Source organism: Thioalkalivibrio sp. HK1, assembly GCA_000583135.1.
Taxonomy (GTDB): domain Bacteria; phylum Pseudomonadota; class Gammaproteobacteria; order HK1; family HK1; genus HK1.
This window is the reverse complement of the sequence record JFBG01000059.1, coordinates 1-14,145: the sequence shown is the minus strand read 5'-3', so window position 1 is coordinate 14,145 and position 14,145 is coordinate 1. Positions and strand designations below refer to the sequence as shown.

11 protein-coding genes are annotated in these 14,145 nt (G+C 59.3%); 10 read left to right on the top strand and 1 reads right to left on the bottom strand.

Annotated elements, in window-relative coordinates; translation table 11 throughout:
- Positions 1–56: 56 nt before the first annotated feature.
- The 10 genes from parC to recO all read left to right on the top strand — a co-directional run bounded on the left by parC (position 57) and on the right by recO (position 12,552).
- Positions 57–2,318 (top strand): DNA topoisomerase IV subunit A, encoded by a 2,262-nt coding sequence (gene parC / locus BF99_RS0114695; protein WP_025771535.1) that lies wholly within the window; start codon positions 57–59, stop codon positions 2,316–2,318.
- A gap of 145 nt (positions 2,319–2,463) precedes the next feature.
- Complete coding sequence (gene efp / locus BF99_RS0114685; RefSeq protein ID WP_025771534.1) at positions 2,464–3,033, top strand: elongation factor P; 570 nt, start codon at positions 2,464–2,466, stop codon at positions 3,031–3,033.
- Positions 3,011–4,003, top strand: a complete 993-nt coding sequence (epmA, locus tag BF99_RS0114680) for an EF-P lysine aminoacylase EpmA (RefSeq protein WP_025771532.1) — start codon at positions 3,011–3,013, stop codon at positions 4,001–4,003. The genes efp and epmA overlap by 23 nt, the downstream gene beginning before the upstream one ends.
- Before the next feature lie 638 nt (positions 4,004–4,641).
- On the top strand, positions 4,642–5,193 hold the full coding sequence (locus tag BF99_RS0114670) for a sigma-70 family RNA polymerase sigma factor (protein ID WP_051482938.1): 552 nt from the start codon (positions 4,642–4,644) through the stop codon (positions 5,191–5,193).
- A 6-nt stretch (positions 5,194–5,199) separates the two neighbouring features.
- Complete coding sequence (locus BF99_RS0114665; protein WP_025771530.1) at positions 5,200–5,979, top strand: sigma-E factor negative regulatory protein; 780 nt, start codon at positions 5,200–5,202, stop codon at positions 5,977–5,979.
- A 160-nt stretch (positions 5,980–6,139) separates the two neighbouring features.
- Positions 6,140–7,147: a MucB/RseB C-terminal domain-containing protein gene (locus tag BF99_RS0114660; protein WP_197019174.1), complete on the top strand. Its 1,008-nt coding sequence runs from the start codon at positions 6,140–6,142 to the stop codon at positions 7,145–7,147.
- Positions 7,148–7,488: 341 nt separating this feature from the next.
- Complete coding sequence (locus BF99_RS0114645; RefSeq protein WP_025771528.1) at positions 7,489–8,910, top strand: DegQ family serine endoprotease; 1,422 nt, start codon at positions 7,489–7,491, stop codon at positions 8,908–8,910.
- Between the two features lie 206 nt (positions 8,911–9,116).
- Positions 9,117–9,926 (top strand): signal peptidase I, encoded by an 810-nt coding sequence (gene lepB, locus BF99_RS0114635; RefSeq protein ID WP_025771525.1) that lies wholly within the window; start codon positions 9,117–9,119, stop codon positions 9,924–9,926.
- Positions 9,886–11,679: a GTPase Era gene (era, locus tag BF99_RS23815; protein ID WP_081759293.1), complete on the top strand. Its 1,794-nt coding sequence runs from the start codon at positions 9,886–9,888 to the stop codon at positions 11,677–11,679. The genes lepB and era overlap by 41 nt, the downstream gene beginning before the upstream one ends.
- A gap of 141 nt (positions 11,680–11,820) precedes the next feature.
- Complete coding sequence (recO, locus tag BF99_RS0114620) at positions 11,821–12,552, top strand: DNA repair protein RecO (RefSeq protein ID WP_025771523.1); 732 nt, start codon at positions 11,821–11,823, stop codon at positions 12,550–12,552.
- Positions 12,553–13,225: 673 nt separating this feature from the next.
- Here the strand turns inward: recO and BF99_RS23065 are convergent.
- Entirely contained in the window at positions 13,226–13,921 is a 696-nt protein-coding gene (locus BF99_RS23065; protein WP_156013348.1) for a hypothetical protein, read from the bottom strand.
- Positions 13,922–14,145 lie beyond the last annotated feature (224 nt).

Here is a 14,145-nt window from a genome sequence, read left to right as displayed (position 1 = left end):
ACATCGTTTTTTCTGCCCCCCTCTCACCCCTTTGAATCTTGCGCAAAGAACAGCCCATGGACGACCTTTTGACCATCCCCGATCCCTCCATCACCGAAGGAGAAAGTCGTCCGCTCAAGGAATTCGCGGAGAAGGCCTATCTCGATTATTCGATGTACGTCATTTTGGATCGCGCTTTGCCGCATCTCAGTGACGGTTTGAAGCCGGTGCAAAGGCGGATCATCTATGCGATGTCGGAATTGGGTCTTGGCGGCGATGCCAAGTTCAAGAAATCCGCGCGCACCGTGGGCGATGTATTGGGGAAGTTCCATCCCCACGGCGAGAGCGCCTGCTACGAAGCGATGGTGTTGATGGCTCAACCCTTCGCCTTTCGTTATCCGCTGATCGATGGTCAAGGCAACTGGGGGAGTGCCGACGATCCCAAATCCTTCGCCGCCATGCGCTATACCGAGGCGAGATTGACCCCCTTCGCCGAGATCCTGCTCTCGGAGCTGCACGAGGGAACGGTGGATTGGGCGGCGAATTTCGATGGCACATTGCAAGAGCCGATCCTTCTGCCGGCGCGATTGCCCCATGTATTGCTGAACGGGGCGGCGGGGATCGCGGTGGGGATGGCGACCGATATCCCTCCCCATAACCTGCGCGAGATCGCCTCGGCCTGCGTGCATCTATTGGATCATCCGAAGGCGACGATCGAGGATCTGCCGGTCTATCTTCCGGGGCCGGATTTTCCGACCCAGGCCGAGATCGTGACCCCTCCGGCGGAGCTGGCGGCGATCTACAAGAGCGGATCGGGGAGCGTGCGGGTGCGGGCGGTCTACGAAGTGGAGGACGGGGCGATCGTGATCAACGCCTTGCCCTATCAGGTCTCCGGCGGGCGGGTGCTCGAACAGATCGCCCAGCAGATGTTGGCGAAGAAATTGCCGATGGTCGATGATCTCAGAGATGAATCCGATCACGAGAATCCGACCCGATTGGTGATCATCCCGCGCTCCAAAAGGATCGATATCGAGCGCTTGATGTCGCATCTTTTCGCCACCACGGATCTCGAGCGCAGCTATCGCGTCAATATGACCTTGATCGGAAGGGACGGTCGACCGGTTTCGGCGGATTTGAGGCAGATATTGTCGCAGTGGCTCGAACACCGTATCGCCACCGTGCGTCGCCGGATCGAATATCGCCTCGCCCGGGTGCGGGAGCGCTTGCAGATACTCGACGGGCTGCTGATCGCCTTTCTCGATATCGACGAGGTCATCGCCATCATCCGGCGAGAGGATCGCCCGGGACCGGTGCTGATGCAGCGATTCGGTCTCGACGATATCCAGGTGCAGGCCATCTTGAACCTCCGCCTGCGAAATCTGGCGCGTTTGGAGGAGATGAAGATTCGGGCCGAGCAGGATGCCTTGCGCAGCGAACGCGATCTCCTCGAAAAAACCATCGAAACCAAGGCCCGAATCGCGAAGGTGGTGCGCAAGGAGATCATCGCCGATGCCGCAGAGTACGGCGATGAAAGGCGTTCGCCCATCGTCGAGCGGGAGGCGGCGCAGGCTTTCGGGGAGATGGATCTGACCCCGGTCGAGCCCGTCAGCGTGATCCTCTCCCAAGGAGGGTGGGTGCGTGCGGCCAAGGGACACGAGATCGATCCGCAGTCTTTGAACTACAAGACAGGGGATGGATATCGGGCGATGGCGCGGGGGCGAAGCAATCAACTCGCGGTCTTCCTCGACTCGACCGGTCGCGCCTATTGCATCGCCTCGCACACCATCGCCTCCGCTCGAGGTCAAGGCGAGCCGCTGGCGGCCCGTTTGAGCCCTCCGCCCGGAGTGACCTTCGAGGGAGTGTTGATGGGGCAGGCCGATGCCCTCTATGTCATCGCCAGCGATGCGGGCTACGGCTTCATCGTGCGCATGGAGTCCTTGTGGTCTCGCACCCGAGCGGGTAAGGCTTGTCTTTCCTTGCCTCATGGAGCCCGGGTCTTGCCCCCGGCGCCGATCGTGGATTCTGGCGCCGAGCGATTGGCGATGTTGAGCAGCGGCGGGAATCTATTGGTGCTCGATTCGCTCGATGATCTGCCGCGCTTGGGACGAGGAAGGGGGGTTCGAATCCTTCAGATCCCGTCGGCGAGGGTCAAATCGCGCGAGGAGTTCGTGGTGGCGATGGCGGTCTTTTCGCCCAAAGCCTCCTTGATCGTGCGTGCGGGCAAGCGTCATCTGCGTCTCAAAAGCGGCGATCTCGAAGCCTATCTTTTCGAAAAAGGACGGCGCGGAAAGCGCTTGCCCAAGGGTTTTCAGCGCGCCACCTCGCTGGAGGTCGAATAAGAAGTCGAATGAGGGATCGAGAGCGAGGCCGAGGATGAGGCCGAACGAGTCGGATTGGATCGCGGGCGATTTTCGATGGGGACTCATGCCGCCATCGACGATGGTTCGGGGCTGAATTTTTCCACCTTTTGAAAGGAAGGGAACGATGCCGAATATCAATACCAACGAATTTCGAGCGGGATTGAAATTGATGATCGACGGCGATCCATGCTCGATCATCGAAAACGAGTTCGTCAAACCCGGCAAAGGGCAGGCTTTCGTGCGCACCCGCTTTCGAAACCTCAAGAATCGTCGGGTGATCGAACGCACTTTCAAGTCGGGGGAGTCGATGGAAGCCGCGGATGTGATGGAGGTCGAACTCCAATATCTTTACAGCGACGGCGAGATGTATCACTTCATGCATGCCGGGAACTTCGAGCAGCATGCCGCCGATGCCGAGACGGTTGCCGATGCCGCCCAATGGCTCAAAGAGCAAGATACCTGCATCATCACTTTATGGAACGGCGCGCCGATCGCGGTGACGCCGCCGAATTTCGTTACCCTTGAAATCACCGAAACCGATCCCGGACTGCGCGGCGATACCGCGAGCGGGGCGACCAAGCCCGCAACCGTCCAGACCGGGGCGGTGATCAAGGTGCCGCTGTTCATCGAGGTCGGAGAATCGGTCAAGATCGATACCCGCACCGGCGAATATGTCTCTCGAGCCAAGGGCTGACGGGCAGGCTTGGCGGCCCGGCATCGATCTCGATATCCTGCGTTTGCGGGCTCGCTATCTGCGCGCGATCCGTGCCTATTTCGATGAGCGGGGGGTGATGGAGGTCGATACCCCGGTGCTTTGTGCCACCACCGTCACCGATCCGGCGATATCGAGCCTGCATACGAGGGATCGCTCCGGCCGCTTGTGGTATTTACAAACCTCGCCGGAATTCTCGATGAAGCGACTGCTGGCGATGGGCAGCGGTTCGATTTTCCAGCTAAGCCGGGCCTTTCGAGATGGCGAGCGGGGTCGGTACCACAATATCGAATTCACGATGCTGGAGTGGTATCGGGTCGGATTCGATCATCATCGTTTGATGGACGATATCGAAGCCTTGTTGGATCGCCTCCTCGGCCCCGGCGAGGAGCCCGCCCGACGATTGAGTTTTCGCGAGGCTTTCGAGCGTTTTGCGGGATTCGATCCCTTCGTCGTCGATCTCGATACGCTGCACGAGGCTTGTGGGGCTTATCGATTCGATAGCCGGCGGGCAAAGGCCGATCGAGATACCTGCCTTGATTGGCTGTTGGCCGAGGTGGTGCAGCCCGCTTTGGGAGCGGGGAGGGTTTTCGTGCTCGATTTCCCCGCCTCCCGGGCGGCGTTGGCCAAAATAAGGCCGGGAGACTTTCCCGTCGCCGAGCGATTCGAGCTCTATATCGACGGTATCGAGATCGCCAACGGCTATCACGAGCTGCGCGATGCCGACGAGTTGCGAAGAAGGATGTCGGTGGAATATCGGCGGCGGCTTGGGGCGAATGTCGATTCGGATCCGGAGTCGATCCCGAAGCCCGACGAGCGATTGATCGCAGCGCATGCTGCGGGCCTTCCCGCCTGTGCCGGGGTCGCCCTCGGTTTCGATCGACTGCTGATGCTCGCCGCCGGTCGCACCGGCTTGGCGCAAGTCCTTCCCTTTGCCGGGCAGATCGCCTGATTCATACCCTGCAATGTGCGCACGGTCAAGAACCGGACTTGGGGCTTTTTGCACCAATGCCGATATCGAAGGGATATGGGGGTACTATAAGGATCCAATGACCGAAGCGCCCGAGCATGAAGTCTCGATGCAAGGTATTCCCTCGACACTCGAAGCTCGAAGCTCGAAACTTGAAGATCGAATGCGATACCTAGGGATATCGATGCTCGCGAAAAAAAATCCTTGAAATCCTCTTTCATTTGAAATCGTCTTGGCAAAGGGGAGGAGTCTTGGCAAATATGCGACAATGAGATAGTCATTACAAAAAAGTGTTCCGAAAGCGTAGAGAAGTGAAATCGCAAGCGAGGCGATTTCGAATCATGCCGATCATCGGGTTTTTTTGCCCGTCGTCCCGAAGAGTCGTTTTTTTCGGGGTAATGGAGAGGCGGGAAAGGGATCGGCGAAATTGTGGCTTTGGTAAGGATGGCTGATGGCTGGGGGTGCGGATGGTCAGGAAAGGCTTTCGATTTTCTGCCGATACCGATTCGCCGGATCCGAAGTCGGAGCGAGCGAGCGACGGTAAGCCCGAGAAAATCGAACAATCGTCGGACCGGGAGCTCATTCATCGATCCCAGCAAGGGGATCGAGGGGCCTTTGATTTGCTGGTGCTTCGGTATCAGCGTAAAGTCGGTCATATCGTCTCCCACTACATTCAAGATCCTTGCGAGGCGCTCGATGTGACCCAAGAGGTCTTTGTCCGTGCTTGGCGCGGACTCAAAGGATTTCGTGGCGAGAGCGGTTTCCACACTTGGATCTACAGAATCGCTACCAATACCTCCAAGACCCATCTGATGGGTCAGATCAAGCGCAGGCGCCGGGTCTATCATGAAGCGGAGGTGATGGACGGCGATCAGTCGATCGATGGCTCGGAGTGGATGATCTTCGATATCTCCGATACCCCCGAGGATTTGGCGGAAAGCGACGAGATTCGCCAAGCGATCATCGAGGCCTTCGATGCCCTACCCGTCGATCTCAAAGCGGTGGCGACCATGCGGGAATTGGAGGGGTTGAGCTATGAAGAAATCGGTCGCATTATCGGTTGCACCCCGAATATCGTGCGATCTCGGCTTTATCGCGCCCGCACCAGAATCTACGACAGCATCGCTCCCGTGCTCGAGCGCAAACGTCGGCGAAAGCCGCCAAGAGGCTGAAGGCGCATGAAATACGAGGATCGATCCGATATCTTGGAGGATATCAGCGCATTCATGGACGATGAGCTTCCCCCCGAGGAGGGGGGCGCTCTCGTCGATCGCCTGCTCGAAGACGAGACGCTGCGTCGCCGGTGGGCGAGTTACCATCTGATCGGGGATATCCTTCGAGGCACCGAGTGTCGAGTGCAGATGGCGATCGATGACGGCGATTGTCTATCGGCGAGGATCGCCGAGGAAATCGAGGAGATCGAGAAGGAGCGTTCGGACGCCGAAGCCGACGCTCCTCGCTCTTTTTGTCGGGGCTCCACCGCCTCCCCGATGCCGATCCATCCCCGCCGCCGCTCGAAGCATTCGCACCCATCGACCCCCTCGGAACCGAAGGCCTTCTCGAGCTCGGGTTCATGCGCTTCATCGCCGAAGACATCTCCATCGAAGCCCTCTCGGATGCGCTTCTTTACCGGGCCGGTGTTGGCGACATCGATCGCCATCATCGCGATCATGAGTGTCGAGATGATTCCCTCATCGGAAAAAAGAGCCCGCCATCAAGAATTATCGAGCGCCTCGATGGACCCGGCGCCTTCGGGTGATACGATGCCGAGCGAAGAGGTGATCGCGCCGACGTTGCCGACTTCTTCGAATCCTTCGTTGGACGCTCGCTCCGCTTATCGAGACAGCGGCTATCGAAATCTCTATCTGCTGCGGCGGGCCGGGTACCGGGGCGGTGAGCTGCGAGCGATGCAGGCCTATAGCAGCATCGTCGGCGATCAAGCACAGGCGGCGCATTGAAAAAGGAGACCCTTCGAAAAGGCAAGATCGACGACTGATAGTGAGCGCTTTTTTGTATTCCCGAGCGATTTTCAACGGGCAAGCGGGAGCTTCGGAGATGGGGGGACTCGGATCGATTTTTTCACGCTCGAAGCACCGCTATCGTCCTCGGCGGGGCGGGATGTTCGCTCATTCGATCGCCGCTTTGATCTTGGCGATATTGTTTTTGCCGACGGCCAGGGGGCAAGGAGAAGCGGATCCCGATGCGCATGATTGGATCGAACGCATGCGCAAAGCGTCTTCGTCGCTAAGTCACATCGGGACATACGTCTATGATGACGGGGCGGCGATGCAGTCGGTGCGGATCGTTCGTCGCATCGACCCCCGAGGGTTCAAAGAGCGCCTTTTTTCGCTATCGGGGGTTGCCCGAGAGGTGATCCGAGACGGCGATCAGGTGGTGTGCATCATGTCCGATACCCGATCCGTATTGATCGCGGAGCATTTATCCGATGTTCATGACGGATCCCTGCCCATCCCCGGGAGTCGTTTCGAGCGCTCGACGATCGACGATCTCGGTGCCTACGAGATCTCGCAGCATCGCACTCTCGAGCGGGTTGCGGGGCGCGAAGGGGTGGTGATCGATATCGTTCCCAAAGATCGTTATCGCTACGCCTCCCGTTTGGTGATCGACCGGCATACCGGGTTGTTGTTGAAGTCCGATCTGCGATCATCGGACGGGACCTCGCTCGAGCGGCTCTTCTATACCCATTTGGATATACCGGAATCGATCCCCGATATCGCTTTGCGCCCCGAGATTCCCGATACCGGATTCACACGTCACGAGCTGAAACCTCGAAGGGAGACGGTGCCCTCGGATCCGCCGCCCGACTTTGCGAGGTGGTCGGCAAAGTGGGTGCCCGAGGGCTTCGAGATGATCAGTCGATCCTTCGATATCGCTCACCCCGGGAGAAAACCGGTGGACCATCGTCTTTTCAGCGACGGCCACGCATCGTTTTCCTTGTTCATAGGGGATATCCAAAAAGATTCCGCTGCGCCGCCTCCAAGGGATATCTTGGGAGCGGTCAATTCGTTCACTCGCATCGAGGGTTCGGTGCAGATCATCGTCCTCGGTGAGGTGCCGATGCATACGGTCGAGAAAGTGGCGCTTTCCGTTGCCCCGATACATTAGATCGCCGATGGCCGATCGCCTCGAGCGTCTTTCCCATCGACCGGATCCGATCGAACCTTCGTCGCCGGGGGGTCGAATGCCTGGCCCGATTTCCTTTTGCGAACTCGAAAAAAGGTGAACTCGGCGGGGGATCGTTGTAAGCGACATTTCGGTCGCTCTCCTTCGAATGGTCCGTCGCCGGCGAAAAAGCGATATCATTGGCATCTTAGGATACGAAAGGAAGGATGTCTTGATCGAGTCATCGCTCGATCGCAAGGGATACTCACCCCAAGACCTCCACCCTTTCGCCCCTTTTTGAAAACGAACGGTTCTTTCATCATCGGTATCGATACGAGGTTGTCATGAGATTTCCCCTTCGCTTGCGATGCGCTCACCTGTTCATTTCGTTGTCGGCGATGCTGATCCCGATTGTTCTCGCCCCGCCGGCAAGCGCCGCCTCGCTGCCCGACTTCACCGATCTGATCGAGCGCAATCAAGCGGCGGTGGTCAATATCAGCATCGAGCGCAAGCGCCAATCCGGACGCAACTTCCCCGAGGGTTTCGATATTCCCGAATTGCCCCCCGATAGCCCCTTCAACGATTTTTTCCGTCGGTTTTTCCAAGACCAAGGGAATATGCAGGGGTACGGATCGACGGCTTTCGGATCCGGATTCATCATCTCCGAGGACGGCTATATCATCTCGAATCACCACGTGATCCGAGATGCCGGCGATGTGATCGTGCGCTTGAGCGATCGTCGCGAATACGATGCGGAGATCGTCGGCTCCGACGAGCGCAGCGATATCGCATTGCTGAAGATCGAAGCTCAAGGTTTGCCGACCGTTCGCATCGGCACCGACTACGATCTAAGGGTCGGGGAGTGGGTCTTGGCCATCGGTTCGCCTTTCGGATTCCACTATTCGGCGACCGCCGGTATCGTCTCCGCCAAAAGCCGTAGCCTGCAAGGCGAGAACTACGTACCCTTCATCCAGACCGATGTCGCCATCAACCCCGGGAATTCCGGTGGTCCTCTTTTCAATCTGCAAGGCGAAGTGATCGGGGTGAATGCCCAGATCTACAGCCGAACCGGTTCGTTCATGGGCCTGTCTTTTGCGATCCCCATCGGGGTGGCGATGGATGTGGTGCGGCAGCTGCGCGAGAAGGGGCGGGTATCGAGAGGGTGGCTCGGGGTGCATGTTCAGGATCTGACTCGCGAACTCGCCGAATCCTTCGGCATGGAAAAACCCAAAGGGGCGTTGGTCGCCCGGGTCTTGGATGGTCCGGCTCGCAAGGGCGGCGTTCTCACCGGGGATATCATCTTGGCGTTCAACGGCCAAGAGATCGAACGCTCATCCGATTTGCCGCCGGTGGTGGGGTTGACGAGAGTCGGAGAGGAAGTCGATGTCGATATTTTGCGAGACGGCGAGGAAATCACCCTGACGGTGAAACTAGGAGAGTTGCCGGAGGACGATATGCAGCAGTCCTCGGGCAAACGGGAAGCGGATATCGACCGCTTCGGGATCACGGTGCGCGATCTTAGCGAGGAAGAACTCACCGCCGAGGACGGACCGGGACACGGAGTGGTGGTCACCGAGGTCGAAGACGGAATCGGGCGACAGGCGGGGTTGCGCTCGGGCGATGTGATCAAGACTTTCAAGAACGAGAAGATCACGAGTGCGGTCGATTTCAAGCGCATCGTATCGGAATTGGAGTCCGGGAAGGCGGTTTCGATGCTGGTGCATCGAAACGGCGATCCCGTATTTCTCGCACTGAGACCGGAGTAGATCGAATGGCTTTTTTTCGTTGTCGAAACCGAAGACCGATATCATGATATCGACCCTCGGTCAATATCGCTTATCGCATCATCCCCGCCTTCGAAGTTCGAATCCAAGGAATTTCATGCGCCCGAGGGTCGATGTTCGCCTGCTGAATAAGAGGACGATCTTCGATACCCCTTGCGCTTTTCTTTCGATGATCCGGAACACCCTCGATGCGCTTTGATTTTCCCACTCTGATCGTTCTGCTCGTTCTGGCCACCGGGTTGATCTGGGCCTTCGATGCCTTGGTGCTCTCTCGTCGTCGCTCGATCGCCCTGCGAGCGAAAGAGGCCGGGGGCGAGCTCCTCGTCCCCGCCGCCCCCTCGCGCATCGTCGAGTATTCGCGCTCCTTCTTCCCGGTTCTCCTGATCGTTTTATTGCTTCGCTCGTTCGTGATCGAGCCCTTTCGCATTCCCTCGAACTCGATGATGCCGACGCTGCTGACCGGGGACTTCATCCTCGTCAGCAAATACAGCTACGGCATTCGCTTGCCGGTCGTCGATACCATGGTCATGCCCACCGGCACCCCCGAACGCGGGGATGTGGTCGTTTTTCGCTATCCCGGCGATATGAAAACGCCCTTCATCAAGCGGATCGTCGGTCTTCCCGGGGATCGGATCGAATACCGGGATAAAACCCTGTATATCAACGGCGAGGAGATGGAACAAGGTCCGGCGGTGCGTTATACCGGCTATGGATCGGGAGCGGTGATGGACGGGGCGAGTCTGATCCAAGAGAGGATTTTCGATCATCGCCATCCCATATTGATTCGACCCGGCGCTTTTTCTCGCGAGACCCGCGATGTCGTCGTTCCCGAAGGACAATATTTCGTGCTCGGTGACAATCGGGACCATAGCCGGGACAGTCGTTATTGGGGGATGGTTCCGGACGAGATGCTGATCGGCAGGGCATTCGGGATCTGGATGCACTGGGATTTCGGTCATGGGATCGAATGGGGCAGGATTGGCCAGAGCATCGATTGAGCGACGCCTCGGTTATTTCTTCTCCGACCGGGAATTGTTGAAACGGGCGTTGACGCATGGCAGCGCCGACGCCCGCAATAACGAGCGCTTGGAGTTCTTGGGCGATGCAATCCTGTCCCTTGTGATCGCCGAGCATCTCTTCGACCTTTATCCCGATGCCAAGGAAGGGGAACTGACGCGCATGCGGGCCCGGATCGTCCGCGGCGAGAGTTTGGCCGCCGCCGCTCGATCCATCGGATTGGGACCGGCGCTGCGCCTTTCCCCCGGTGAGCGTCGCAACGGCGGCCGCGATCGCGATTCGATCCTCGCCGGTGCCTTCGAGGCCTTGATGGGTGCCATCTGGCTCGATTCGGATCTGCAGGTTTGCCGCGAGCGGATATTGGAGATACTTGCAAAAACCATTGCGGCGGCGAGGAGCGAGGGCGGGCGCAAGGATCCCAAAACTCGCCTGCAGGAGCACATGCAAGGACAAGGCAAACCCTTGCCCGATTATCGGATCGCAGAGGTCGAGGGAGCCGATGAGGAGCGGCGTTTCATCGTGCACTGCAAGGTGGAGGGGATGATCGGGGATACGACGGGGCGAGGCTCTTCTCGTCGCCGGGCGGAGCGTTCGGCCGCCGCCTCGGCCCTTGTGCGTCTCGGCGTCGACGAGGATCCGCAAACCGGCAAAGGGCGAAGCAAGGCCGAGAAACGAAAGAAGCGAGAGGGAAAAAAGACCCCTCCCGCCGATCTGAGAGAGAGGAAGAAGACGGCTTGCGAGACGATATCGATGTCGGGCGGCGGTGCCGACGAGGACGAGCGGGAATCGATACCGACACCTTCGGATAAAGAGGCTTGTTCCCCGCCGCCCGGGATTCCCCATCGCTGCGGTCTCGTCGCCGTTGCCGGAAGGCCGAATGTGGGCAAATCCACCCTCCTCAATCGGATCGCCGGGCGCAAATTCACCATCACCTCGAGGCGCCCGCAGACCACCCGCCACCGTATTTCGGGTGTGTTGAGCAAGGAGCACTCGCAAATCGTCCTCGTCGACACTCCGGGGATCCATCGCCACCACCGCCGCGCCCTCAACCGCTTCATGAACAAGGTGGCGGTCGGGGCTCTCGCCGGGGTCGATCTCGTATTGATGATCATCGAGGCCCCTCGTTGGCAGGTCGATGACGATCCCATCCTCGATCGGGTGTTGGCGGCGGCAAGTGGGGCTCCGGTGATCCTCGTGATCAACAAGATCGATCGCCTGCGGCGGCGAGAGCGGATATTGCCGATGCTGCGCGATGTTTCGCAGCGGCACGATTTCTTGGAGGTGATCCCGATCAGTGCCCGCAACGGCGAGAATCTCGATCGCCTGATGGCGGTGGTCGAGCCCCTGATGCCCGAGGGTCCGCCGATATTCGCCCCCGAAGTGAATACGGACCGGGGCGAGAATTTCCATATCGCCGAGATCGTGCGGGAGAAATTGATTCGGCGATTGGGCCAGGAGTTGCCCCATCAACTCGCGGTCGAGATCGAGCACTGCCGGGACGAGGGCCGACAGCTGCAAATTCACGCCTTGGTATGGGTTGCGCGCAAACAGCATAAGTCGATCGTGATCGGCAGCCACGGCCGATGCCTCAAGGAAGTGGGTATCGAAGCCCGTCAGGCGATCGCGCAGCGCTTGGGCCGCCCGGTGCACTTGGAGATATGGGTGAAGGTCAGACAAGGATGGCCGGATGACGAGCGAGCATTGGCGTCCTTGGGTTATGTGGAAGAGCGCTAGGAATCGTCCGATGCTCGGCTTCGGGGATTGTTTTTTCTTGGCTCCCATGGATTCGAGCGGGGTCGAGGCTTCGTCTCGGTTCGTTGTCGGTCTCGATTCCGATCGTATTCGCAAGCGCGCAAGCGATTTCGGGGATAGCCGATGATTCGTACCGAGCGCATCGATCTCGAGCCGGCCTTCGTTTTGCATTCCCGGCGCTACCGGGAAACGAGTTTGCTGATCGAGGCTTTCGGGCACGATAGCGGCCGGCTCGCGGTGGTGGCTCGCGGCGCCCTGCGTCCGAAGTCCAGGATGCGCGGCCTGCTCCAACCCTTCATACCTTTGTTGATCTCATGGCGAGGGCGGGGCGAGCTGGCGACATTGACCGCAGCGGAAGCCCAAGGGGAGATCGTTCCGACGCAAGGCTCCGCCACCTTGATCGGTTTTTATGTCAACGAACTGCTGCTCCATTTTCTGCATCGCCACGATCCGGAACCGGATCTTTTCGAAACCTACCGTCGTACCTTGCAACGAATCGCCTTGGAAGAGGATCCGGAGCCTTCGCTGCGTATTTTCGAAAAAAGGCTCTTGCAGGCCACCGGCTATGCCTTGCAGCTGGAAAGAGAGGCAAAGAGCGGCGCTCGGATCGTACCGGATGCTCGCTATATCTATCGGCCGGATTCGGGTCCCGAGCCTTGGGATCCCCGTCGACACTCCGGCGCCGGCATCAGCGGGGAGACCCTGCTGGCCTTGTCCGAAGAGCGGCTATCGAAGCGCGATACATTGCGGGAGGCCAAGCAATTGATGCGGCGGGTCATCTTCGCCCACAGCGGAGAAAAAACGCTGATTTCTCGAAATCTCTGGCGTCGGCGACGATCATCGGATGCCGCCTGAAATCCAAAGGGCGATGACGATGAGCGAGGAGCGAGCGGGGCGCGCCTTGGGTGTTCGAGCGAAGGTGTTCGGGCAAACCCCTATCGTGAAGTGCTGAGGAAGACTTTTCGCAAAGACCGGGACCGGCTTCGGCGGGGGTGAGGGGGCAGCCAAGGATGGGGGCGACCCTTTTTTCTCGCAGATGAGATGAAGATATCGGTGATCGTGGAATTTCGAAGACCCCGCTGTCAAGATTGAGCGACCAAGGCCGAGCGACCAAGGGCCTGTGATGCCATCGAGAATGATCGTTCGATGGATCCGTAGGCTCGAATTTGGCATCGAGCCGATTTCCGTCAAGGAAAACCGCTGTCTTCGACGCCCCGATTGGGAGTCCATCACCGAGATAAAGCGGCCATCGCTCGCTTTCGAAAAGAATCGCTCCTTTTCAATCCCCACCCTTTTCAATCACTGTCATTCGATTTGCGGACGAGGGCTTTGTCCATCCGCAAATCGAATGAGCGATCAACGCTTGCCCAAGCGCTGCATCCTCGGTGAGAAATCAGGTGGCGGAAAAAAGATTCCTTGTGAGTCTCTATCTCATTCAGCGGATCGTTGCCTTGCCCTTCGACGCTCGCCTCGACCGGTCAGGCGACCGGATCGAGGCGAAAAACGATCGGGGGCGATCGAAGATCGGTCAATCCCGATGCGAATCATCATCACCGCCGCCGGTCGATCGGCGGGGTTCGATATTTGCATCCATCGATCCCGGGCTGCCCCTTCGATAGCGATCGTCGACCGGGCGATCCTCCGTTCTTTCTTCCCTTGCCGGAGTTGCTTCGTAGGGAGAGCGGTGTGGCTGTTGCCTGCCGCCGTCGACGGGGGCCGCCGATCCGCCTTGCGCCGCCGGAGACGAAAAGGACGATCCCTCGCCTCTTGCAGGGGTCGAGGCGAAGCGGGTATCGAACTCGCCCCTTCGATCGCCGTGAGAACCCTCCATGCGCCCCGGGCTTCGCTCGCGGAAGGGATCGCTCGTCGGCGAAGGTGTCGTCCTCGTTGCCGGGCTCGGCGCACCGCTCAAGCCCGTTCCATCGGATCTGCTTGCCGGATCGACGAAGGGCCTTCCTCGGCTCGGGCCCGTGCCGCCGATCTTGGGCGTTTCGCTTTTGAAGGAGTCGACGCCCCCTCGATGATCCGAACGGGGGGTGGCAGCGGAGCCGGACCAAGGAGGCGAGGGTGAAAAACGCCTCGATGACGGCTCGGGATGCCAGTGTCTCTCCCTCGGCGGGGTATCGGGTTGTGCAGGTGCCTTGGGGATATCCGGTTGTCTTTCGAAGGAACCCCTCGGGGTCGAGAGGGGAGGCGTCCTTGTCGATGATGGGGCTTGACTCATCGGCCGCTCGGTCAAGGGGTTGTTTTCCCTCGGGGACCATGATCGTTGCCTCGGCGATGGACGATCCGGCGAAGGATGAGGTGCGCGCGGGGCATGATCGACAGCCCCGGTGCCCCGGCCTGGGGCCGGTGGGGGGTTCGTGAAAGACTGATTCGTCGGCTCAGGCATGCCGGATCCCGAGGGGCGGGCGGCGGGGGCGGGCGGACTTCGATGCGCACCCCCCG

Coding starts and splice junctions, on each gene's coding strand:
- parC (WP_025771535.1), top strand. CDS start 57: ATGGACGACCTTTTGACCATCCCCGATCCCTCCATCACCGAAGGAGAA.
- efp (WP_025771534.1), top strand. CDS start 2,464: ATGCCGAATATCAATACCAACGAATTTCGAGCGGGATTGAAATTGATG.
- epmA (WP_025771532.1), top strand. CDS start 3,011: ATGTCTCTCGAGCCAAGGGCTGACGGGCAGGCTTGGCGGCCCGGCATC.
- BF99_RS0114665 (WP_025771530.1), top strand. CDS start 5,200: ATGAAATACGAGGATCGATCCGATATCTTGGAGGATATCAGCGCATTC.
- BF99_RS0114660 (WP_197019174.1), top strand. CDS start 6,140: ATGTTCGCTCATTCGATCGCCGCTTTGATCTTGGCGATATTGTTTTTG.
- BF99_RS0114645 (WP_025771528.1), top strand. CDS start 7,489: ATGAGATTTCCCCTTCGCTTGCGATGCGCTCACCTGTTCATTTCGTTG.
- lepB (WP_025771525.1), top strand. CDS start 9,117: ATGCGCTTTGATTTTCCCACTCTGATCGTTCTGCTCGTTCTGGCCACC.
- era (WP_081759293.1), top strand. CDS start 9,886: ATGGGATCGAATGGGGCAGGATTGGCCAGAGCATCGATTGAGCGACGC.
- recO (WP_025771523.1), top strand. CDS start 11,821: ATGATTCGTACCGAGCGCATCGATCTCGAGCCGGCCTTCGTTTTGCAT.
- BF99_RS23065 (WP_156013348.1), bottom strand. CDS start 13,921: ATGAGTCAAGCCCCATCATCGACAAGGACGCCTCCCCTCTCGACCCCG.